Here is a 22,573-nt window from a genome sequence, read left to right on the forward strand (position 1 = left end):
CCCGCAATACACAACCATGTCCATCCAGGTAACACAACTCAGTAAAACGTACGGTGAACAGAAAGCGGTAGACAATATTTCTTTTACGCTGAACAAGGGAGAGATCGTGGGTTTCCTGGGACCAAACGGCGCAGGCAAATCCACTACCATGAAGATGATCACAGGCTATCTGCCCCCCAGCGGCGGACAAGCCCTGGTCAGCGGTTATGATGTGACCAAAGCGCCGCTGGAAGTGCGTAAAAGGGTAGGCTATCTCCCTGAATCCAACCCGCTGTACTATGACATGTACATCAGGGAGTTCCTTTCATTTGTTGCCAACGTGCACCAGCTGGGTAATACAACACAGGAAAGGATCCGCGAGGTGATCTCCCTTACCGGACTGGAGCCGGAAAGCAAAAAGAAGATCGGCGCCCTTTCAAAAGGGTATAAACAACGGGTAGGACTGGCACAGGCCCTGCTGCACGACCCCGAAGTACTGATACTGGATGAGCCTACCTCCGGACTGGACCCTAACCAGCTGGCTGATATCCGCCAGGTGATCAAAAGCCTGGGCAGTAACAAGACCGTTATTCTCAGCACGCATATTATGCAGGAAGTGGAGGCCATGTGCAGCCGCGTCATCATTATCAACAAAGGCCATATCATAGCCGATGACACCCTGCAAAACCTGCAGCAGCAACGGGATGGCAAGGGTTATATACAGGTAAGCTTTGGCGAACCGGTGAATGCCACCGACCTGGAACAGCTGGCCGGCGTAACCAAAGTGGTGCCCGGCGATGCCAACAGCTGGCAGCTGTTTACCGCCAATGTGGACGAAGTGCGCAAAAACCTGCTGCAATTTGCTTTGATAAATAACCGGAACATCCTTTCTTTGCAAAGCAATTCGCAAAGCCTGGAGGCGATCTTCAGGCAGCTGACTAAATAGTCCATGGTCCATGGACTATCGGTTAAGGCGGGCAACAAGCACCATGTGATGCGCTATGGACCATGGACGATGGGCCATGGACTACTCACTATCTACTAATTTTTAAACACTAATAAAACCATGAGTACTATTACAGAGATCCATGCCAGGCAAATTTTGGACAGTCGTGGTAACCCCACTGTAGAAGTGGACATCACCACTGAAGATGGTCATTTTGGCCGTGCTGCCGTACCTTCCGGGGCATCTACCGGCAAACATGAAGCCGTAGAGCTGCGCGATGCCGATAAAGGCGTGTACGTGGGCAAAGGCGTGCTGAAAGCCGTAGCCAACGTAAACGAGATCATCGCGGAAGAACTCGTAGGATGGGATGTGAATGACCAGGCCGGTATCGATAAACTGCTGATAGATTTAGACGGCACACCCAACAAAGCCAAACTGGGCGCCAACGCTACTTTGGCCGTGAGCATGGCCGTAGCCAAAGCAGCTGCGGAAGAAAGCAACCTGCCCCTGTACCGTTACCTGGGCGGCGTAAACGCTACTACCCTGCCCATGCCCCTGATGAACATTCTCAACGGTGGTGTACATGCCGATAACAAGATAGATTACCAGGAATTCATGATCGTGCCCGTAGGCGCATCTACCTTCTCTGAAGGCCTGCGCTGGGGTGTTGAGATCTTCCATACCCTGAAATCCGTATTGAAGAAGAAAGGCTACAGCACCAACGTTGGTGACGAAGGCGGTTTTGCCCCCGATATCCAGAGCAACGAAGAAGCCATTGAAACGGTACTGCAGGCTATCGAAGCTGCCGGCTACAAAGCTGGCGAGCAGATCGGCATCGCACTGGATGCAGCCAGCAGCGAAATGTTCAACGATGCTGACAAAACCTACAAGTTCTACAAGAGCTCCGGTAAGATCATCAGCAGCGATGAGATGGTAGCCTACTGGGCTGAGTGGTGCAAAAAGTACCCCATCGTGTCTATCGAAGACGGGATGGCTGAAGACGATTGGGCCGGCTGGAAGAAACTGACCGAAGCCGTAGGTGCTAACGTACAGCTGGTAGGCGACGACCTGTTCGTTACCAACGTGAACCGCCTGAAACAAGGTATCGACCAGGATATCGCCAACAGTATCCTGATCAAGGTAAACCAGATCGGTACCGTAACAGAAACCATCGATGCCGTAAATATGGCGCACAAAGCCGGTTACACTTCCATCATGAGCCACCGCTCCGGTGAAACGGAAGATACCACCATCGCCGACCTGGCAGTGGCCCTGAACTGCGGTCAGATCAAGACCGGTTCTGCTTCCCGTACTGACCGTATGGCTAAATACAACCAACTGCTCCGTATTGAAGAAGCATTAGGTAACGTGGCCTATTATCCAAAAAATTCCGTTAAATTTGGTAAGAAGTAAAATGTCCTGAGATCAGGTTCCCGAAGTTGGGATCCGGACATTGGAATTTGAAAATTATCAATTAGTGGTCAATACTTCCGGGTTCTGGGCGGCTTGCTCAGTACCCGGATTTTTTAAATTGATAACCCACAACAGCCCGTGTCAGTATCCAAAAGCATAAAAATACCTGCCTACCTGCGCAATAAGTTCATCATTGCCAGTGCCGCTTTTGTGATATGGATCGGTTTCCTGGACCGTAATAACCTGCTGTCTCAATTCCAACTGCAATCAGAGGTCAATAAACTGGAATCACAGAAAGCGTTTTTCAGATCAGAGATAGACAAAACCCGTGAAGAACAACGCGAATTATTGTCAAGCCCCGAAAAACTGGAGAAATTTGCCCGGGAACAATACCTGATGAAAAAAGATAATGAAGATTTATTCATTATAAAGGACGAGAACGAAGCCGCCCAAGCCACCAAGAAGAAGGAGAAATAGCTTGCAGTTTTCTAAAAATTTGCTATAACTTAACAATAGATTCCACACAATTTCCGTTATATGTCTGAAAATTAATTTCTTGTATTAAAACTAATTTGCATGGGCAATTCTACACATTCCTTCTATGCCGCCTTAAGTTCTGATACTGATAGCAAAAACAACTTTTCTATGTCTAAAGATCCAGCGCTTTCCCGTGAAGAGCACATCTGCCATGCCCAAATGAAAAAGGCTTTGAACACCATCAAATTTTCTCCCCGCGCCGCTACCCTGAAAGCCGTTCTGGAGCACGCGAAGAAAAAGAGTTAACAGCTATCAGTTGGCAGTTGGCAAGCTGTAATTTATTTTTACAGCATGACCAAGAAAGAACGCTTCGCGTTTGTACTTAACTACTTTGAAGAGCATGCTCCCAACGCAGAAACAGAGCTGATCTACGATAATCCCTACCAGTTGCTGGTAGCCGTCATCCTTTCCGCCCAATGTACCGACAAACGGGTGAACATGACCACACCAGCCATCTTTGAGCGCTACCCCGATGTGTATGCATTGAGCAAAGCTACCTTTGACGAGCTGTTTCCCTACATCAGAAGCATCAGTTATCCCAATAACAAAACCAAACATCTGATAGGTATGGCCCGGATGGTGACAGAGCAATTCAACGGCGAAATACCAGCCACCGTGCAGGAACTCATTACCCTGCCAGGCGTAGGCCGCAAAACCGCCAATGTGATCACCTCTGTAATACACCAGCAGCCCAATATGGCCGTAGATACCCACGTTTTCAGGGTATCCGCCCGCATTGGCCTTACCGTCAACGCCAAAACACCGCTGCAAACGGAACAACAACTGCTGCAGTATATTCCCCGGGATAAAGTGCATATTGCACACCACTGGCTGATCCTGCACGGGCGGTATATCTGCGTGGCGCGCAATCCCAAATGCGGTGAATGCGGGCTGCGGCCTGTCTGCAAGTATTACCAACAGCTGATACGTAAACAACAATAGCATTTTATGAGCAGCCCCTTTCTTACCGCCAGCTGGCGAAACCTGCTGATGATCAATTTTGAAGCAAGTACCTCCCTGCTGCAGCCCTACCTTCCCCGGCATACCGAACTGGATACCTGGAACAACACCCACTACGTAAGCCTGGTAGGCTTCCTCTTCCAGGATACCCGGCTCAGAGGTATCTCCTTTCCCCTGCACCGTACATTCGAAGAAGTGAACCTGCGTTTCTATGTGCGCTATAAGGATGGCCAGCAATGGAAACGCGGGGTGGTTTTCATCAAAGAGCTGGTGCCGAAACGGATGATCACCTTTATAGCCAATACCATCTATAAAGAGAACTACGCCACCCTGCCCATGCGGCACCGCTGGCACGAGCCCGATACCCATACCCTGCAGGTAAGCTATGAATGGAAAGTGGACGATGAGTGGAACTACCTGAAGGCAAGCGCCTCAAAGGCCAGCCAGTCCATTGTCCCCGGCAGCGAAGCGGAATTCATTACTGAACATTACTGGGGCTATACCCAGGCAGGCCCCGCTGAATACCAGGTAACACACCCGCAATGGAATGTTCATGCCGTGCATGATTACGCCTATCAATGCAATGCGCTGCGCTTATACGGCCCAGGCTTCGTGGATGTGTTACAACAGCAACCGCTGTCTGCCCTCCTCGCAGAAGGCTCGCCAATAGCGGTAATGCCAAAGAAACGGCTGTAAGGTTCCCTGTGTAAAAAACAAGTGCTTGTAAACGCTTTTTTACTATCTTAAGCTGCTAATTATCTATTTATTAAAAAGCAATCACTTAAAGGACCGACTCGTATGAAATTAGCCGTCAGACTGCAACTATCCACCATGATGTTCCTGGAATTCTTTGTTTGGGGAGCATGGTTCGTGACCATGGGAACATTTTTACTGAACGATCTGCATACCAACGCCAGCGATGTAGGCTTTGCCTATCTCACGCAATCCATAGGCGCCATTGTAGCGCCCTTTATTGTAGGATTGATAGCCGACCGCTTTGCACCGGCCCAGCTGATACTGGGGGTACTGCACCTGATCGGCGCATTCCTGCTATGGCTGGCCGGATCAACCGCAGATTTCGCGTCCTTCTACCCGCTGCTGCTGGTATACATGATCCTTTACATGCCCACACTGGCGCTGGTAAATTCCATTTCATTCAGGCAGATGGATGATCCCAGTAAAAAGTTCCCTGCCATCCGCGTATGGGGAACCATCGGCTGGATCATTGCTGGCCTTACCATTGGCTGGCTGGGTTGGGAGAAGGCCAATACGCTTTCCCTTACCTTCAAAATGGCAGCTGTTGCCTCCGGCTTACTGGGTTTACTGAGCTTTACCCTGCCTAATACACCACCGCTTAAAAAAGGGGAAAAGGTATCCGTGGGCGAACTGCTTGGCCTGGACGCCATCCGCCTGCTGAAGCAGCGCTCTTACCTGCTGTTCTTCCTGTCTTCCGTGGCCATCTGTATACCGCTGGCTTTCTACTATAATTTTACGAACCCCTTCCTGAATGAAGTGGGTATGTCTTCTGCGGCCGGTAAACAATCCCTGGGACAAATGTCCGAACTGCTGTTCATGCTCATTATGCCGCTGTTCTTTGCCCGCCTGGGTGTTAAGAAAATGCTGGCACTGGGTATGCTGGCCTGGGTGATCCGCTATGTATTCTTTGCCTTCGGCGATGTGAATGCCAACTACTGGATGCTGATCGGTGGTATCGTATTACATGGCGTCTGTTACGACTTCTTCTTTGTTACAGGCCAGATCTATACCGATGCTGTTGCCGGCCAGAAATTCAAGAGCGCTGCACAGGGTATGATTACGCTGGCTACCTATGGTGTAGGCATGCTGATCGGCTTCCTGATCTCCGGCCCTATTGTAGACGCCCGCAAACTGGCAGACGGTACACACAACTGGCAGTCTATCTGGCTCATACCCGCCGGTATTGCCCTGGCAGTACTGCTGTTGTTCCTCCTGCTGTTCAGGGAAGGTAAAGCAGAGAAGAGCGTCACCATGAACAAAACTGCATAATCAGATCAACATTTATACGGTAACCACTAATATATTCTCGTCATGGCTAAAATCTCTATGTTAGGCTCGGGGTTCATCGGGCGTTTCTATGCGGATTCCCTGCAGGGACAAAGAAGCAGGGATAAAATCGTCAGTATTTACTCCCGCCGAGAAGAGAGCGCAAAGAAATTCGCCGAAGATTACCAGGTAGGGCACTGGACCACCGATATGGAAGCATCTATCGCCCATCCGGATGTAGAGGTAGTATGTATCTCACTGCCCAATAACCTGCACGAAGCAGCCGTAAACCTTTGCTGCAAACATAAAAAAGCGGTGATCTGCACCAAGCCCCTGGGCCGTAATGCCGAAGAGGCCAAACGTATGCTGGAAGCAGTAGAAAAAGCCGGCATCTTTAACGGCTACCTGGAAGACCTGGTGTATACGCCTAAATTTCTCAAAGCACTGGAAAGTGTGCAGAACGGCGCTTTAGGACGCATTCTCTGGGCCAAGTCCCGCGAAACACATCCCGGTCCGCACAGTGAATGGTTCTGGGATAAAGAACAGGCCGGCGGCGGTTGTATACTGGACCTCGGCTGCCACTGCGTGGAAATAGCCCGCAGCTTTATTGGCAAAGACATTAAACCGGTAGAGGTAATGTGCTGGGCAGATACACAGGTAAAACCCATAGATGCAGAAGATCATGCCATTGGCCTGGTTAAATACGAGAACGGCGCCATCGGCCAGTTTGAGGTAAGCTGGACCTTCAGGGGCGGTCTTGACCTGCGTGACGAAGTAATGGGCACAGAAGGCACCATCTGGCTGAACAGCTTTTTACGCACAGGCTTTGACATGTTCACCACCGGCAAAGGCGCAGACTATGTGGCAGAAAAAGCAGAAAGCAACTCAGGCTGGCTGTTCCCCGTGGGCGACGAGCTGAATGAGCTGGGCTATAATCACATGTTCACTGATATGTTCAATGCCATGGAGCAGCACAAAGCCGCCCGCGAAACTTTCTACGACGGTTACGTGGTAAATGCCGTACTGGATGCCGCTTACCGCAGCGCACAAAGCAAACAATGGGAGCCTGTAAAACTGGATATCTGGCGCGGCAAAACCGGTGTGGGTAAAGACAAAACCCTTACCGAATACGATGCAAAGTATTACCTGGTAAAAGAAGAGATGACGCACTTCGGTGCAAAGAAGCTGATCCTGAAAGATAAGCAAAGCGGTCAGATAGTAGAGAAAGTACTTAACTAGTTCTTACAATATAAGCCTTCCCAAGGGTGTGATTTACTTCCACCTCTACCAGCGCACCTTTCTGGTAGCGGTAGATGTTCTTCTTGCCTTCGGGGAGGCTTAATTCATAAGCGCCATTCCCCAATGGTTTTATAGACAGTAATTTACCCAGCGTTTCCGAATAAACACTTGTTACCTGCTGCGGTTCTGTAAAATAGAGATCTGATACGGAATGCCGTATCTGCACGTTATCCAGGGTGCTCTTATCCCCTTCCAGGTCTATCATATAACGTGTGCCGTTTCGCCGCGTGATCACTTCCTTGCCCTGGTCTGATTTGCCGTTGCTCCGCACCACCTTGGATGCTACGAGAATGTTATCAGCGTACTCACAGGAGATGTCCGTGAATTTGGACATAAATGCCGTTTCTATCTTGCTTTTGATCTGCATGTTCCTGGAGGCCCCGTTCACATTACAACGCGCCTCAACAGCGCCTATTACCCGGGAACCCAGCCGGATCTCAAAGGTATGCACCTGCGCCGGCAGCCGTACAAATGCTACGGTTAACAATCCTGTAAAAAGTATCTGCCGGGTAAGACGATTCATATAAGTAGCTGTTAGCAACTATATGGAAAATACAAAAAATCCTGCCCAAATGGACAGGATCCCTGTTAAAATATTTAAAAAAATAGTTATTCTTTCACGTTATACAGTATCACAAACTCAACACGGCGGTTCCGGGCACGCCCCCCTTCGGTATTATTGGCGGCAACGGGCACCCTTTCTCCCATTCCCCAGGTAAACATCCGGTCATCCCTTACCTGGTAGCTGTTTAACAGCTGCCGGGCGCTGATAGCCCTTTTTTCAGACAGCTCGCGGTTGTAATCCGGGCTGCCGGTATTATCTGTATGCCCGGTAATGAGCACTTTCGTTTTATCAAACTTGTTCAGTACACCGGCAAAACGCTGAAAGGCAGGTTTAATTTCGTCTTTCAGCTGATCGGAAGATGTTTCGAACAGCACACCGTAAGAAAAGATCACCTTGATACTGTCCTTAATGATGCTGACCTCCGCTTCGTTCAATGCATTTTTAAGTTCCCGGTACTGATCATTCATGTACTGCTGCTGCTTACTTATCTTCTTGGAAGCCGCACAGGATGCCAGGAAGAGGAAGGCAGCCACTACTACGATTCTCATAATTCGTTCATTTACATAGTTATATAAACAGATCACAAAACTATGCAAAAAACAAACCGGGCAGTTAAATTGTTCAGGCCAGCATCTCCCGGATCTTGGTAACCAGCTCTCCGCGGGTAATAGGTACGCCCATTATCTTATTATAACCTTCGGCGTCTATCAGGTATTGGTCGCGGATAATTTTGATCAGCTGCCCGTTATTGATCTCTGGTATCAGCACTTTATCAAAACTGTGCAGGATATCTCCCAGGTTTTTCGGGAAAGGACGCAGGTAGCGGATGTGCGCATGGGCTACCTGGTGGCCTTCAGCCAGCAGGTCCAGTACCGCGCTCTTGATAGCGCCATAGGTAGAGCCCCAGCCCAGTACCAGCACTTTACCGGTATCAGGCCCGACCTCTATTTCCTGGTGAGGAATATGATCCGCAATGCGGTCTACTTTTTCCTGGCGAATCTTCACCATCAGCTGGTGGTTTTCCGGGTCGTAGCTCACATTACCGGTAATGTTCTGTTTTTCGAGGCCGCCAATGCGGTGCTCCAGTCCGGGGGTACCGGGTACTGCCCAGGGGCGTACCAGGTTCTCGTCGCGGTGGTATGGCAGGAACTGCTCTTCTCCCTCCGCAAGGCCGGTCTTGAATTTTACTTCGATGGGCTCCAGGTCCGCACTCTTGGGAAAACGCCAGGGTTCGGAGCCATTGGCAATGTAACCATCACTCAGGAAAATCACCGGGGTCATGTGCCTTACAGAGATCCGGAAGGCCTCGTAAATAGCGCCGAAACAGTCAGACGGTGTGGAGGCAGAAACTATCGGCATGGGACATTCGCCATTACGCCCGTAGTAAGCCTGCAGCAGGTCGCTCTGTTCTGTTTTGGTGGGCAAACCGGTAGAAGGGCCGCCACGCTGTATATCTACTATCAATAATGGTATTTCCAGCATCACTGCCAGGCCCATGGCTTCGCCTTTCAGCGCCATACCCGGCCCCGAAGTGGTGGTAACCCCCATATGGCCACCGTAGGAGGCGCCGATAGCGGAGGTGATACCTGCAATTTCATCTTCTGCCTGGAAGGTACGGATGCCGAAATTCTTATAGCGGCTCAGCTCATGCAGGATGTCTGATGCAGGCGTAATAGGATAAGTACCCAGAAACAGGGGCAGGTTAGCCTTCTGGGAAGCTGCGATCAGGCCATAGGCCAGGGCGGTGTTACCGGTAATGCTGCGGTAAGTGCCGGGCTCCATACGGGCCTTTTCCACATGAAAACGGGTGCTGAAAGAGGCTTCTACGGTATCCCCGAAATTATAACCGGCATGCAGTACCTTCAGGTTACTGTCCAGGATGTCTGGCTTCTTGCCGAACTTTTCCTTCAGGAAGTTCTCGGTGCTTTCCATGTTACGGTTATAGAGCCAGTACAGGAAGCCGAGCACAAACATGTTCTTGGCGCGGTCTTTTTCCTTCATGCCCATGTTGATGTCTTTGAGCGCTTCCCGCGTCATTTTGGTAACATCCATGGTATGCAGCTGGTAATCTGCCAGGGAACCGTCTTCCAGCGGGTTGATCCCATCCGGGTAATTGGCCAGGCGCAGGTTCTTGGCGTCAAAACCGTCTGTATTGGCTATAATGATGCCTCCTTTTTTGAGGCCTTTCAGGTTTGCTTTCAGGGCGGCGGCGTTCATGGCCACCAGTACGTCACAGGCATCGCCGGGGGTGAATATCCGGTTGGAGGAGAAGTGCAGCTGGAAGCCGCTCACGCCGGGCAAAGTGCCCTGGGGGGCGCGGATCTCTGCCGGGAAGTCTGGAAAAGTGCTCAGGTCGTTCCCCACCAGTGCTGTATTGTTAGAGAACTGGCTGCCGGTCAGCTGCATCCCATCGCCGCTATCGCCGGCAAATTTTATCACAACATCTTCTATCTGCTGGATCGAAGTATTAGACATTCAGTATTTTATTTAAGTAAGAGTGCAAATTTAGCATTTCGGCGGGTAGTAATCTACTCGTATACGGAAAAACGCTATCCATTTACAAAAGTACACAAAGCAGGTAGACTTTAAACTGCCAGGGCCTTTATCGGCATTGCTTATGGTTATGGTTAATAACTTAAAGTTATGAATTGCCCCATTCAAACCAGGCAGGAATAACCGGCGTGGGTTCTCCATGACCACTGCGGCCTAAAACCGTTCCCTGCATTGACTTTCAGCGATTTAACAAGTCTATAACACAACAAATGCATGTCGCCACACGTTTTTCTTCAATACGCTGCAAAATCGCCACAAGGGCGGCAGGGCATAAAGAAATGTTAAATACTGTTAGCAGTTGCAAACGAAGTGAGGGGTGGCATGGAAATTGCCTTTACCTGAGTGTACTGGTAATCAGTATAAGTTCTTTAAACACAAGTCTATACACCGCTAACCTGGTTCCTGGCCATTATTTATGAAACATTAAACTGTGTGCTATGAAAAAGATCAAAGTTACGGTGATAGCTCTCGCAGCAATAGCTTTAGGAGCGATGGCCTTTCGTAGTTCGGAAGGCGGCTCCATTACAGGTAAAGTGAGGCCGATGGACGGCGCAACGGAGGCCTGGGCTATTCAGGGTTCAGACACTTTAAAAACGGCTGTATTTGATGGTGCTTTTACTTTCAAAGACGCCCGGGCCGGCTCTTACACGGTTATAATAAACGCCAAGGAGCCCTTTAAAGATGCCACATTGAACGATGTGAAGGTAGAAGATGGCAAAGCCACTGACCTGGGCGAGATCAATTTACAGCAATAACCAAGAGCAATAGTTGGTTTTCATAGGGGTTAATCAAAAAGCCGGTTCCATACGTCTGTATGGCCGGCTTCTTTTTTTACTGCATCCATCCCTATAGGGGTATTCTCCCCGTTTCCCGTCTTACTATTAAAAGCAACAGCAGGTATACCCGAAAAGTTACCGGCCCAAACAAGTCACACTATGCAAACACAAAGTATACCGGCGTATCAGACGGCCGGCACAAGTGATAGCATCCGTAACGGGAACAAAAGCTATTTTTGTGTCATGCCCGACAATACCAGGTTACATGAACTATTGCAGGAAGATGAACAGGCCTTTATGGAAACACTGTTCAAATCCTTCTTTCCCCTTGTTTGTAAAACCATTTACCGGCTGGTACTAGACACCGCCACCGCAGAAGATCTTGCCCAGGAAGTATTCATCAGGATATGGAACCGGCGCAGTTCACTGCAGGAGGTGTATTTTAAAGCGTACCTGCACAGAGCAGCTATCAATATGGCATTAGACCATCTGGACAAGAACAAACGGCAGGGCAGACACCTGTCTATCGAGGAGAATGTGATACAACTGCCGGCCAGCTCAGGGTCTGCCGAGAGCAACCATCATTTTAAACAAACCAGCGCCCATATTCAGCAGGCTATCGACCGCCTGCCGCAGAAATGCCGGGAAATATTCGTTCTCAGCCGGTTTGAAGAAATGACATACCGCGAGATAGCCGCTACACTGAACATTTCAGTGAAAACGGTAGAAAACCAGATGATCACTGCATTGAAGAAACTGCGTGTATCCCTGCAGGATTACCTGCCCGTGATTGCGCTGATTGCCTACAGCTGTTTATATACTTTATTATTACAATTTTAATGGTATGTCTTACGATTTAGACCATATAGAAACGCTCATCGCCCGCGATATAGATAAGAGCCTGAGCCCCGAAGAGAAGAAGACATTGCAGTCCTGGTTGGATGAGGACAGCGCCAACCGTGAATACTATGATGCACTGAAAAGTACATGGTCGCTGACTGCCACGGCAGACGCCGATTTTGTACCCGCCACGGAAAAGAACTGGGAAGTTTTCAGGCAGCATATCACAGCAACGGGCAAACGCAGCTTCCTGCATACTTACCGCAATGCCCTGCGTGTAGCAGCCACCGTTATACTGCTGTGCGGGGCTGCCACTGCGTGGTTCGTGTTCTTCCGTCAGCCGGAAGTAGCCGTGTATACCCAGTCCAGGGAGAAAAGAACGGTTACATTACCGGATGGCAGTAAGGTATTCCTGAACCAGCAGAGCAGCCTGCGTTACGCAGCCGGGTTCAGCGGACGCGAACGTGCCGTGCACCTGGAAGGAGAAGCCTTTTTTGAAGTAACTCATCAGACAGACAAGCCCTTTGTGGTATACACCCAACATACGCAAACACAGGTGCTGGGCACTTCTTTTGACGTGAAGTCTTACAACCCGGCTGAAGTGGAAGTAGCGGTGGTAACCGGAAAAGTGGCCTTCTCTGACAGGAAGAAGGCACAACGGCTGGTACTCTCCAGCGGTAACAGGGGCGTGCTGCAATCTGCCAGCACACTGAAGCAACTGCCCATAGAAGACCCGAATTTCATGGCATGGAAAGAGAACAGGCTTTCTTTTCAGGATACCCGCATCAGCGATGTGATCAACTCCCTGGAAGCTTATTTTGATGTACAAATCGTGCTGAAAGACCAGGAAGCCGGACGCTTAAGATATAATGGCACATTTGATCCCGAACAGCTGAACAGCCTGGATTCCGTACTTGAAGTGATCTGCCCTACCGTGAACTTACGCTGGAGCAGAGAGGGACAGGACGGGAAGTATGTATTGGTGCCAGCGCAGTAGTTTCCATGGATAGTGAATAACGTCGGGGCCTAAATGAAATTAAAGTAAAAGCCCGTTCTGACATAGTCGGAACGGGCTTTTTAATTAATTATAGTAAAGTTCCTGATCCGGTCGTGCAGACCGGATCCAGGCGGCTACTGTTCAGGTAACAGATCAGGCAGGTGTGGTTCCTCCGCCCAGTTTGCATTTCTGCAGTACTTCCCATGATTTGCCGTTATGGCGCAGGAAGTAGAGGTTGTTTACCTTAAAGGTAGCCTGGTACTCTTTCGTTTCATATTCAGGCCAGGCCTTGTTGAACTGTTCGTCTTCCAGGTCTTTGAAAGCCACGGTCACATGGGGAGTGAAGCCGGTGCGGGCCAGCATGGTGCTAAAGCCAAATTCCTTACGCAGGAAGTTGATCAGCTGACGGTGCATGGCAGACATGGTTTCGCTCTTTTCCACGTTAATGAACAGTACGCGGTTCTGTTTATTGGGGAAAGTGCCAAAGCCGTTCAGAGATACCTCGAAAGGCGCCTGTGATTTGGCAAATTCAGCCAGTTCATCGCAGAAGGCTTTTTCCAGAGCCGGATCAGCAGTGAAGGGTACCTGCAAGGTGATATGCGGCAATACTTTCAGTGCATAGGTAGGGCCGTATTTTTCTGCAAATTCCTGCTTTATCTTGATGATCTCCTTACCTACTTCTGCAGTTGGCAACAGCGCGATGAAGTAAATCTTGTTGTCTGGCTTAGGTGTAAAGGGCCTGCGCTGACCGCCGCCGCCAGGTCTTCTCTGGCCGCCGCCACCGCCGCGGTTATATCCACCGCCACCACCGCCGCGGTTGTATCCACCACCACCGCCGCGGTTGTATCCACCACCGCCGCCGCGGTCATATCCACCACCGCCGCCACGGTCGTATCCACCACCGCCACCGCGGTTGTATCCACCACCGCCGCCACGGTCGTATCCACCGCCGCCACCACGGTTATATCCACCACCGCCACGGTCGTATCCACCGCCGCCACGGTCGTATCCGCCACCACCACGGTCATATCCGCCACCGCGGTTGTAGCCGCCGTCGCCGCCACGGTCATATCCACCGCCGCCACGGTCGTATCCACCGCCACCTTCACGGTTGTAATTTTCGCGGGGCCTGTAGCCGCCACCTTCACGGTTGTAATCGGGCCTGTCGCCACGATCCCGGTTGAAATTGGGTCTTCCCTCCCGATCACTGCTGTTAAAGTCGGGACGATTGTAGCCACCCGGCCTTTCCTTGGGATCATACTCTTTGTCTTTGTTAATGTCTGAAGAGTACTTGCGGGGGCGTTCGTTTCTCTCAAAATTCATCTTACTTAATTAAGCGTTTGAAGCAATTATTAGCTATGATTTCATAAAAATGAAACTCATCTCCATAAGGAATATATAATACTAAGTGCCGGTGATACCCAGTATGGTCAATCTGGGCGTTCTCCAGTCCACGTTTATTTCCGGCTTGTTATCATTTGTTTTTAAGTCTCTTTACCTTATTTCTTGAAGAACAAAGATAATTGTGGCCACATTACTTTACAATTGTGGTGCTTAATTTCTAACTCTGCACCTGTCTCTTTTAGTGTTCGGCGAATCCCGGTATTTTTATATTACAGAACGACAGATTTGATGCTACTCAAAGCAAATATACGGGAATATCCATGTCATTCTGCCTGATCCACCCCATTTATTTTAACTGTCAGTCGCGTTTCATAACAAACTTTCTTTATTACCGCTCAAAGTACCGGCTGGCATAGGTAAATGGTTTTTCAACAACAATACTTAAGCTAAGCTACTACTTTGTTGGTAAATTTTACCTAAAATATCCCCGAAATCTTAAATTTTTTCTGCAAGCGGTTCCCATTTACTGATCAATCTCCATCCAGCAGGTTCCCAAGCCCTCCCAGGATACTGCCCTCTTCCTTACGCGGGCCGGTACCATAGGCAATAATCCGGCCGGCCAGGCGACTGATGGGCAGGGACTGGATCCATACCTTACCAGGCCCCCTCAACGTAGCAAAGAATAAGCCTTCGCCCCCAAACACCATATTCTTGATCCCGCGTACAAACTCTATATCGAAATCCACATTCTGTGTGTAAGCAACCACACAACCGGTATCGATCTTCAACACCTCTCCCGGCTGTAATTCGCGCTCTACCACTATACCACCGGCATGAACAAAAGCCATACCATCCCCTTCCAGTTTCTGCATAATGAAACCTTCCCCGCCAAAAAGACCGGTTCCCAGCCTGCGCTGCCATTCTATTCCTACACTTACGCCTTTGGCAGCGCAAAGAAATGCGTCTTTCTGGCAAACTACCTTACCACCCATCAGGAACAGGTCCAGCGGTATGATCTTGCCAGGGTAAGGCGCCGCAAAGCTCACCTTTTTCTTACCTTGACCTACATTGGTAAATGCTGTCATAAACAGGCTTTCACCGGTTAACATACGCTTGCCTGCTGAAAGAAGTTTTCCGAAGATGCCCTGGTTGGGTTGAGACCCATCACCGAACATGGTAGCCATCTGGATGTCCTGATCCATCATCATAAAGCTGCCGCTTTCTGCAATGGCCGTTTCCTGCGGGTCTAACTCAATCTCTACCATCTGGATCTCTTCCCCGAAAATTTTATAGTCGATTTCGTGGTTCTGTCGCATAATATACTGATCGTATTAAGGGATAATCTGGGTCAAAAATAATAAAAGCAGGGTGTTTCCAATTGTTAAATATTATAAAAAAACCGTCCCGATAGAGATCGGAACGGTGATCTGTTAAACCTACAACTGTTACACTATATTAGCTATTGTATAGCTAAGCTTTTTTAGTTCACTGAAACCTGTTTCTTTACTTTCCTGGCGTGATCATGACTATGGTCTTCCGTGCCCCCTTCATCACCAAAAAAATGATAGGGCTTGGGAGAAATATAGTCATGCCGGTGCAGTTTGGCAACCACCTCTTTCTTCATGAAAAGTTTCAGGATCAGCACCAGGAAAGGCACATATTTTAAACCACGCGGATACCCGTGGTAATCCAGTACATCGATAGAACGCTTGTTCATTGCGTACATTACCGGCACCAGTATCAGCGTAAGGAAAGTAGCGAAGATCAAACCGAACACCATTGTCCAGGCCAGCGGCCCCCAGAAGGCTACGTTGTCACCACCAAAGAAGATGTGCGGGTTACCTTCAGAGAACAGCGCGGCAAAATCTATGTTCAGTCCCACGGCAAGCGGTATCAGGCCCAGGATGGCCGCAATGGCTGTGAGCAATACCGGGGTCATACGGGTCTTGCCTGCCTCTACCACGGCATCATGTATGGAAGCACCCTGTTTTACCAGCAGGTCTGTAAATTCCACCAGCACAATACCGTTGCGTACCACGATACCTGCCAGCGCCATAATACCTACGCCTGTCATTACAATGGAGATCTCCATACCAAAGACGGCAAAACCAAGGAACACACCTATGATGGAAAACACGATTTCCATTGCGATAATCAGCGGGCGACCCACCGAGTTGAACTGGGTTACCATTATCAGGAACATCAGGCCTACCGCACCCAGCATCGCCATCAACAGGAAATCCATGGTTTCCTGCTGGTCTTCCTGCTCCCCCGTCATACGGATGGTTACCCCATCCGGCCTGCTGAATTGATTGATGGCATGTTGTATCTGCTGTACCACTTCATTGGCGTTATAGCCGGTAAGCACGTTGGAATACAGCGTCACCACCCTTTTCTGGTCTATACGCTTAATGCTGGCAAAGGTGTTGGAATAGCGGATGTCTGCCACAGCAGACAAGGGTACCTGCCTGATAGCACCGCCCATGTTCATATCACGGTAAGTAACGTTCGAGTTCATCAGCGTATTCACGTTGTTACGCTGATCTTCCCTGAAGCGTACCATGATGGGATAATCATCATCCGGATCGCGGAATTTGGAAGCTTCCTCCCCATACAGCGCACGGCGTAAAGCCTGCCCGATAACGCCGGTAGAGATACCTTCCTTGTTGGCCCGTTCGCGGTCTATGTTTACGATGATCTCCGGCTTGTTGCTCTGGAAATCGCTGCGAAGCTCTTCCACGCCGCCTATCTGCATGGAGTCCAGGTAACGTTTCAGCTTTTCTGAAGTAGTGGTGAGCTGATCAAATTCATCTGCACTGATCTCAATGTTGATGGGTTTACCGGTGGGAGGTCCGCCCTGCTCCTGTTCTACCGTGATCTCTGCGCCGGGAATGCCCTTTACCGCATCACGGATCTTATCCAGGTACGCCACGGTAGATTGTCCGTTACGGGCGCCGAATTCAACAAAGGCCACCGTAACCTTACCTTTCTGGGGTTGCACGCTCTGGTCCATCTGGCTGGGATCGCCGGCGCCCACTGCTACGTTGGAAATAATAGATTCTACGATAGGATTGTCCTTACCTACCACTTTGGTGATCCTTTCTTCAAGAATATGCGTGATGGAGTCGGTATATTTCTGATCTGTGCCGTTGGGCAGTTCCAGGTAAGTATAAATGAAGTTGGGATCTGCTTTCGGAAAAAAGTTTATTTTCGGATTACGCAATCCTGTAACAACTATGCTCATTACCAGCAGGCCAAAAGTAGCCAGCAGTATGCCTACAGGGCGCCATCCCACCAGGCACCACTCCAGCCGGCGGCGATACCACTCCTGCACCCGCGGCCATGCACGCTGTTGAAAGCGGCGGGCAATTGCAGCCAGCCAGAAACGTTCCAGCACGATCATCAGGTACATGAACACCACAAAGTTGCCCACGCCAAAACTATTGGCATAAGCGATCAGCGCTATTACGGCAAATACAATGGTAAGGTTCCTGAACTTGCGGTCAAACCTGGGTTTGGGGTGCTCTTCTCCTTCATGGCGGTCCATAAAATCAACGGCAAACACCGGGTTGATAATGTAGGCCACTACCAGGGATGCTCCCAGTGTAACAATCAGGGTGACCGGTAGAAAGACCATGAAGCCACCGATTACACCGGGCCAGAACAGCAGAGGTACAAAAGGCGCCAGTACGGTAAGCGTACCCGATAGTACGGGCAGGAACACCTCTCCTGCCGCTATCTTGGCGGCTTTTACAATTCCGAGGTCATGCCGCTCCTGGTAAATGCGGTGCACGTTCTCAATCACCACAATGGCATCATCTACCACGATACCCAGCGCCAGCAGGAAGGAGAACAGCACCATCATGTTCAGGGTGAAGTCCAGCATCGGCATCGTCAGGAAGGCGATGAACATGGAGATAGGTACCGACAAGGCTACGAAGATGGCGTTCACAGCGCCCATGAAGAACATCAGGATCACTGTTACCAGTATGAACCCGATGATGATCGTATTAATCAGGTCATGCAGGGTTACGCGGGTAGACTTAGACTGATCAGCCGTGATGGTCACCTCCAGCCCTTTGGGCAGGTAGTTTGCCTTCATGTCGTCAATGATACCGCGTATCTTGTCAGACGCGTCGATCAGGTTTTTACCGCTCTGCTTGATCACGTTCAGGGTGATCACGTTCTTGCCGTTAAGGCGTGCATAGCTTTCCTGCTCCTTGAAACCATCCACCACCTCTGCTACGTCTTTCAGGTATACTACGGCTCCAGACTGGCCGCGTATAATGATGTCGCCTATCTTTCTGGCGTCTTTATACTCTCCCTTTACGCTGAGCGTACGCTTTTGTCCGTCCATAGACACCAGGCCGCCGGAGATAGTACGGTTCTCTGCACCGATAGCCATGATGATGTCATCAAAGCTGATCCTGGCAGCATCCATCTTGTACTTGTCAACATTGATCTGTATCTCGCGATCCAGCGCGCCCACAATATCCACACGGGTGATCTCTGTGAGCGCTTCGATACGGTCCTGCATTTCATCTGCATACTTCTTTAAAGACTGCAGGTCAAAATCGCCGGAGAGGTTCACGTTCATGATCGGTATCTGCGATACATCTATCTTGATGATGCGTGGTTCCTGGCCATTCTGGGAAAGGTCTGTAGGCAGGTCGGGCTTGGCGTCGTCCACCTTTTCGCGCACTTCCTGCCGCGCCGTTTCCATATTTACATCCGTATTGAACTCAATGGTAATAACAGAGTAGTCTTGCAGGGAGGTGCTCTTGATCTCCTTTACGCCGGAGATACCGCCCAGCTGCTTTTCAATAGGTTTGGTCACCAGCGTTTCCATATCTTCCGGCGCTGTGCCATAGTACATGGTGCTGATATAGAACTGGGGGAACACCACTTCCGGGAACTGTTCCTTTGGAAGCGATATATAGGTAAGTACCCCCGCGAGGGCGATAATAATGGTGACCACGTAGATGCTCACCTTATTATCTATCGCCCAGCTGGTAGGCTTAAATTCTTTGGTCAGATTGTCTTTCATAAAATAGCATTTAGCTGTTGGCTATTAGCTGTTCTTACAGCTTGATCAGGTCGTTGTCATTCAGTCCCTGGTAGCCCGTGGTAATTAATCTTTCTCCCGGTTTCAGCCCGCTTTTTATTTCTGCTATGTCGTTATAGGTACGTCCCATTTCTATATGCCTGCGCTCTGCCACCATTTTTCCTTTATTATCCTTGGCTACTACTACATAGGGTTTACCCATGGTGTACTGGATCACGTTTACCGGTATTACCACCGCATTGGGAGCCGTGTAGTCAATGATCTTAATATGTACAATCATGTTAGGCCTGATGGCGGGATCAGCAGGTAAAGGCACTTCCACTTTGATAGTGCGGCTCAGCGGGTCAATGGTGCGGGATGCGAAATTGATACGGGCGCTGATTTCCCTGTTAATATCGGGGAAATTGATACGTACCTGGTCGCCGGTTTTCACCTTGCCTGCATAACCTTCTGCTACATTGGCCACCACTTTCAGGGAGCTGCTGTTCACTACACGGAAAGCAGGGTTAGGCGTACCGGGCCCTGCGTTGTCGCCCAGTTTAACGATCACGGCATCTACCGTACCGTTGATCGGCGAAACGATCCTGGTTTGGGCCAGTTGTTCATTCAGCGTAGCCAGTCTTCTTTCCAGGCTTTCCTTATTATTCTTGGCGGTCAGGTATTGTATTTCGCTGCCTATTTGCTGGCTCCAGAGGTTCCTTTGTTTTTCGAAGGTGGTAGTAGCCAGTTCCAGCTGCGTTTTCACTTCCTCCACAGCAGCCTTTGCGAGGCGGTCATCTACCTGGCCCAGCACCTGTCCTTTGCTTACTGATTGTCCTTCTTTCACGTTGATGGCCATTACAACACCCGGCACCTTGGAATAAACGTTTACGTTTTCGCGTGCATCCACACTGCCCTGCACGTCAATAAAATGCTGGAAGGTAGTATCGTCCAGCGTAGCCAGCGTAACCGTTTTTACCTTTTCGGTAGTATCTGTTTTTCCTACTTCCTGCTCCAGCTTCGCGATCTCCTGCTCCAGTTTTGTTTTTTCCTGCTTAAGCTGCTGCAGTCTGGCGGCTTTGTCGCCACCACCGCATGCGGCGAGGATAAGTGTAGTTAACGGGATAACGAAATATTTATTGGTCATATGTGTGGAGGTGTTTATAGTTTACCGTATGCTTTTAAGTAATCGATCTTGGCCACTATCGCCTGGTACAATGCATCAAAATAATTCCGCTGGGCGGTGAGCAGGTCGTTCTCTGCATTAGACATTTCCAGGCTGCTGCCTACTCCTTCCTTATATTTTGTCTGCGTGGTATTGTATACTTCCTGGGCCAGCTTCATGTTGTCTTCCTGGGCTTGAAGGGTAAGGAGATTATTGCGGAAGCTGGAAGCCGATTGCGACTGTTCAAAGTCGATAGACAGCTTCAGATTCTCTATATTCTCTTCTGTTTTCTTAACAGTAAGGAATGCCTGGTCTACCTGGCGCTTTCGCTGCAGGCCGGTGAAGATGGGCACGGACAGCTGCACACCGGTGCTTACATAACCGTACCATGACTGGCTCTGGAAGTAGTCAAACCTGCTGCTTCCCCGGAGGGCGCCGGTAGAGGCGAACAGTGAAAGAGAAGGCACACCTGCCAGTTTATAGCGTTTCAGATCGTATTCATACGCGCGTTTCTGCGATTGTAATACCTGGTATTCTATCCGCTGCGAATAATCAAAGTTATCTGTACTGACCGCAGACTGGTCTGCAATGGCTGCAGTGGTGAGCGAGTCGGTTAGTTCTATCTGCTGTACCATGGGCATGCCCATCTGGAATTTAAGGGCAGCAGTGCCCACCTCGATCACATTCCGCAGCTTGGTGATCTCCGTCTGCATATTGGTCATCTGTACAGAGAGCCGGTCTACATCCAGCTTTTCGGCCATTCCATTCCGGTAAATCTCTTTGGTTTCCCCCAGCAGTCTTTCAAGGGTAGCCATATTACCTTTCAGGATGGTAAGCGCCTTGTTCGCCGCCAGGATATTGTAGTAGGCTTTGTATACAGACACTTTCACCTCTATCTCTGAACGCTTCACGTTGCGGTTGGCCAGCTCTTCCAGCGTTTTGCGGGCCTGCAGGGCTACCAGCACGCTGGGATCAAAGAGCACCTGGTCCATACGCACTTCGCCGGCCACGTTGTGGGCAAGTCCAAAGGCCACCGGTTGATAGGTGCCGGGAGGCAGGCTGGGATCAAAGTTGTGCAGGTCTATCTGTTGTTTCTGAAGAATGGGGTTATACTGGTAAGACCCCGTGCCTTTAATGGTGGGCAGTGCCCGTCCGCTCACCTCTTTGTTGAGGGCAAGCTGGATGAGCTCATCCAGTTTAGCGGTTTTAACGGAGGATTGGTTGGCCAGTGCATAATCCACTGCCTGCCTGGCGCTAAGCTGCAGCGTTTCGGGCTGCGCTTTAGGCTGCTGCTGTGCCCGGACGGGCGTAACCAGCTGCAATGCCAGGAGTAGTGAACCGGCGAGGGCCATGTGCTTTCGTGTTAGTAGCATACGGTGGAATCGATTTATTTTGCGATAGTTTGATGTTGCCTGTATCCTTCTATCAGCTTCAATCCTTTTGCAGACGCCACTCCGTACAGGAAGTGCTCCAGCAGCACCCGCTGTACCTTTCCCATTTCAAAACCTGCAATAGGGAACACCTCCGGCTGGAAGCACAACATGGCGGAAGCGATCCGGAACTGTGTCAGGATATTCACTTCCAGGTCCTTGCGGTACAGTCCTTCAGCAATGCCCCGCTCCAGGTTTTCGCGTATCACGGTACGCAGGGAATTGTTGCGGTATTCCTGGAATACCAGGTAAGCCCTGGAATGAAATTTCTGAAGGTCCAGCATAATTACCGGGTTCATATTCCGTAAACGCTCGTCCATCATCCTCATCACCTCAAACAACTCTTCAATGGCATTGGCCGCGTTTGAGCGGAGTACACGTTCCTCCTCCTGTATCACTTCCAGGAACCGGCTGATAGCGTGCACTACCATATCGTCCTTATCTGCAAAATGTGCGTACAGCGTTTTCTTGGAGATGCCCATCCTCGTAGCAATATCATCCATGGTGATGGACCTTGTTCCATACTGGCGGAACAGCCCGAATGCCGTGTCTAAAATGCGATCCTGTGTTTCCATGGTCAGATTACGTTACGATGCTCAGTTACAGATTTCGATGCGTAACAAAACTATAGAAACTTTTTAAACTACCAAAGTTTCCATAAGGAATATTTTAAATAAGCGTATTGGCAAGCATCTTATCTCCT

Annotated in this window: 20 protein-coding genes; 11 read left to right on the forward strand and 9 right to left on the reverse strand. The window is 49.8% G+C overall.

Going from position 1 to position 22,573, the window contains the following annotated elements; translation table 11 throughout:
• The first annotated feature begins 16 nt into the window (after positions 1-16).
• From gldA to Q0577_RS24300, 8 genes are all read left to right on the forward strand, one after another.
• On the forward strand, positions 17-925 hold the full coding sequence (gldA, locus tag Q0577_RS24265; RefSeq protein WP_298740970.1) for a gliding motility-associated ABC transporter ATP-binding subunit GldA: 909 nt from the start codon (positions 17-19) through the stop codon (positions 923-925).
• Positions 926-1,045: 120 nt separating this feature from the next.
• Entirely contained in the window at positions 1,046-2,338 is a 1,293-nt protein-coding gene (gene eno, locus Q0577_RS24270) for a phosphopyruvate hydratase (RefSeq protein WP_298740972.1), read from the forward strand.
• 138 nt (positions 2,339-2,476) lie between these two features.
• Positions 2,477-2,815 carry a septum formation initiator family protein gene (locus tag Q0577_RS24275; RefSeq protein ID WP_298740974.1) on the forward strand — a complete coding sequence of 113 codons (339 nt, stop codon included), beginning with the start codon at positions 2,477-2,479 and terminating at the stop codon, positions 2,813-2,815.
• 168 nt (positions 2,816-2,983) lie between these two features.
• Positions 2,984-3,121 carry a hypothetical protein gene (locus tag Q0577_RS24280; protein ID WP_298740976.1) on the forward strand — a complete coding sequence of 46 codons (138 nt, stop codon included), beginning with the start codon at positions 2,984-2,986 and terminating at the stop codon, positions 3,119-3,121.
• Between the two features lie 45 nt (positions 3,122-3,166).
• Complete coding sequence (nth, locus tag Q0577_RS24285) at positions 3,167-3,817, forward strand: endonuclease III (protein WP_298740978.1); 651 nt, start codon at positions 3,167-3,169, stop codon at positions 3,815-3,817.
• Between the two features lie 6 nt (positions 3,818-3,823).
• On the forward strand, positions 3,824-4,531 hold the full coding sequence (locus Q0577_RS24290) for a DUF2071 domain-containing protein (RefSeq protein WP_298740980.1): 708 nt from the start codon (positions 3,824-3,826) through the stop codon (positions 4,529-4,531).
• 102 nt (positions 4,532-4,633) lie between these two features.
• Positions 4,634-5,860: a nucleoside permease gene (locus Q0577_RS24295; protein WP_298740981.1), complete on the forward strand. Its 1,227-nt coding sequence runs from the start codon at positions 4,634-4,636 to the stop codon at positions 5,858-5,860.
• 42 nt (positions 5,861-5,902) lie between these two features.
• A complete protein-coding gene (locus tag Q0577_RS24300; protein ID WP_298740982.1) occupies positions 5,903-7,096 on the forward strand; it encodes a Gfo/Idh/MocA family oxidoreductase in 1,194 nt (397 codons plus the stop codon).
• Here Q0577_RS24300 and Q0577_RS24305 read toward each other — a convergent pair.
• The 3 genes from Q0577_RS24305 to Q0577_RS24315 form a co-directional block, all read right to left on the reverse strand.
• Positions 7,089-7,679 (reverse strand): DUF6134 family protein, encoded by a 591-nt coding sequence (locus tag Q0577_RS24305; RefSeq protein ID WP_298740983.1) that lies wholly within the window; start codon positions 7,677-7,679, stop codon positions 7,089-7,091. The genes Q0577_RS24300 and Q0577_RS24305 overlap by 8 nt on opposite strands.
• Positions 7,680-7,765: 86 nt before the next feature.
• Entirely contained in the window at positions 7,766-8,269 is a 504-nt protein-coding gene (locus Q0577_RS24310) for an OmpA family protein (protein WP_298740984.1), read from the reverse strand.
• A gap of 73 nt (positions 8,270-8,342) precedes the next feature.
• Positions 8,343-10,196 carry a 2-oxoacid:acceptor oxidoreductase subunit alpha gene (locus tag Q0577_RS24315; RefSeq protein WP_298740985.1) on the reverse strand — a complete coding sequence of 618 codons (1,854 nt, stop codon included), beginning with the start codon at positions 10,194-10,196 and terminating at the stop codon, positions 8,343-8,345.
• A gap of 515 nt (positions 10,197-10,711) precedes the next feature.
• On the opposite strand from Q0577_RS24315, the gene Q0577_RS24320 reads away from it, so the two are divergent.
• The 3 genes from Q0577_RS24320 (at position 10,712) to Q0577_RS24330 (ending at position 12,887) form a co-directional block, all read left to right on the forward strand.
• Positions 10,712-11,029: a carboxypeptidase-like regulatory domain-containing protein gene (locus Q0577_RS24320; protein WP_298740986.1), complete on the forward strand. Its 318-nt coding sequence runs from the start codon at positions 10,712-10,714 to the stop codon at positions 11,027-11,029.
• 180 nt (positions 11,030-11,209) lie between these two features.
• A complete protein-coding gene (locus Q0577_RS24325) occupies positions 11,210-11,890 on the forward strand; it encodes an RNA polymerase sigma factor (protein WP_298740987.1) in 681 nt (226 codons plus the stop codon).
• Between the two features lie 4 nt (positions 11,891-11,894).
• Positions 11,895-12,887 carry a FecR domain-containing protein gene (locus Q0577_RS24330; protein WP_298740988.1) on the forward strand — a complete coding sequence of 331 codons (993 nt, stop codon included), beginning with the start codon at positions 11,895-11,897 and terminating at the stop codon, positions 12,885-12,887.
• Positions 12,888-13,040: 153 nt separating this feature from the next.
• On the opposite strand, the gene Q0577_RS24335 is transcribed toward Q0577_RS24330, so the two are convergent.
• The 6 genes from Q0577_RS24335 to Q0577_RS24360 all read right to left on the reverse strand — a co-directional run bounded on the left by Q0577_RS24335 (position 13,041) and on the right by Q0577_RS24360 (position 22,445).
• A complete protein-coding gene (locus Q0577_RS24335) occupies positions 13,041-14,210 on the reverse strand; it encodes a 2'-5' RNA ligase family protein (RefSeq protein ID WP_298740989.1) in 1,170 nt (389 codons plus the stop codon).
• Between the two features lie 551 nt (positions 14,211-14,761).
• Positions 14,762-15,547, reverse strand: a complete 786-nt coding sequence (locus Q0577_RS24340) for a TIGR00266 family protein (RefSeq protein WP_298740990.1) — start codon at positions 15,545-15,547, stop codon at positions 14,762-14,764.
• 164 nt (positions 15,548-15,711) lie between these two features.
• A complete protein-coding gene (locus tag Q0577_RS24345; protein WP_298740991.1) occupies positions 15,712-19,278 on the reverse strand; it encodes an efflux RND transporter permease subunit in 3,567 nt (1,188 codons plus the stop codon).
• Positions 19,279-19,312: 34 nt separating this feature from the next.
• A complete protein-coding gene (locus Q0577_RS24350; protein ID WP_298740992.1) occupies positions 19,313-20,422 on the reverse strand; it encodes an efflux RND transporter periplasmic adaptor subunit in 1,110 nt (369 codons plus the stop codon).
• A 14-nt stretch (positions 20,423-20,436) separates the two neighbouring features.
• Positions 20,437-21,813 (reverse strand): TolC family protein, encoded by a 1,377-nt coding sequence (locus Q0577_RS24355; protein ID WP_298740993.1) that lies wholly within the window; start codon positions 21,811-21,813, stop codon positions 20,437-20,439.
• Positions 21,814-21,827: 14 nt separating this feature from the next.
• Positions 21,828-22,445, reverse strand: a complete 618-nt coding sequence (locus Q0577_RS24360; protein WP_298740994.1) for a TetR/AcrR family transcriptional regulator — start codon at positions 22,443-22,445, stop codon at positions 21,828-21,830.
• Positions 22,446-22,573 lie beyond the last annotated feature (128 nt).

This window comes from uncultured Chitinophaga sp., assembly GCF_937898475.1.
Lineage (GTDB): Bacteria > Bacteroidota > Bacteroidia > Chitinophagales > Chitinophagaceae > Chitinophaga.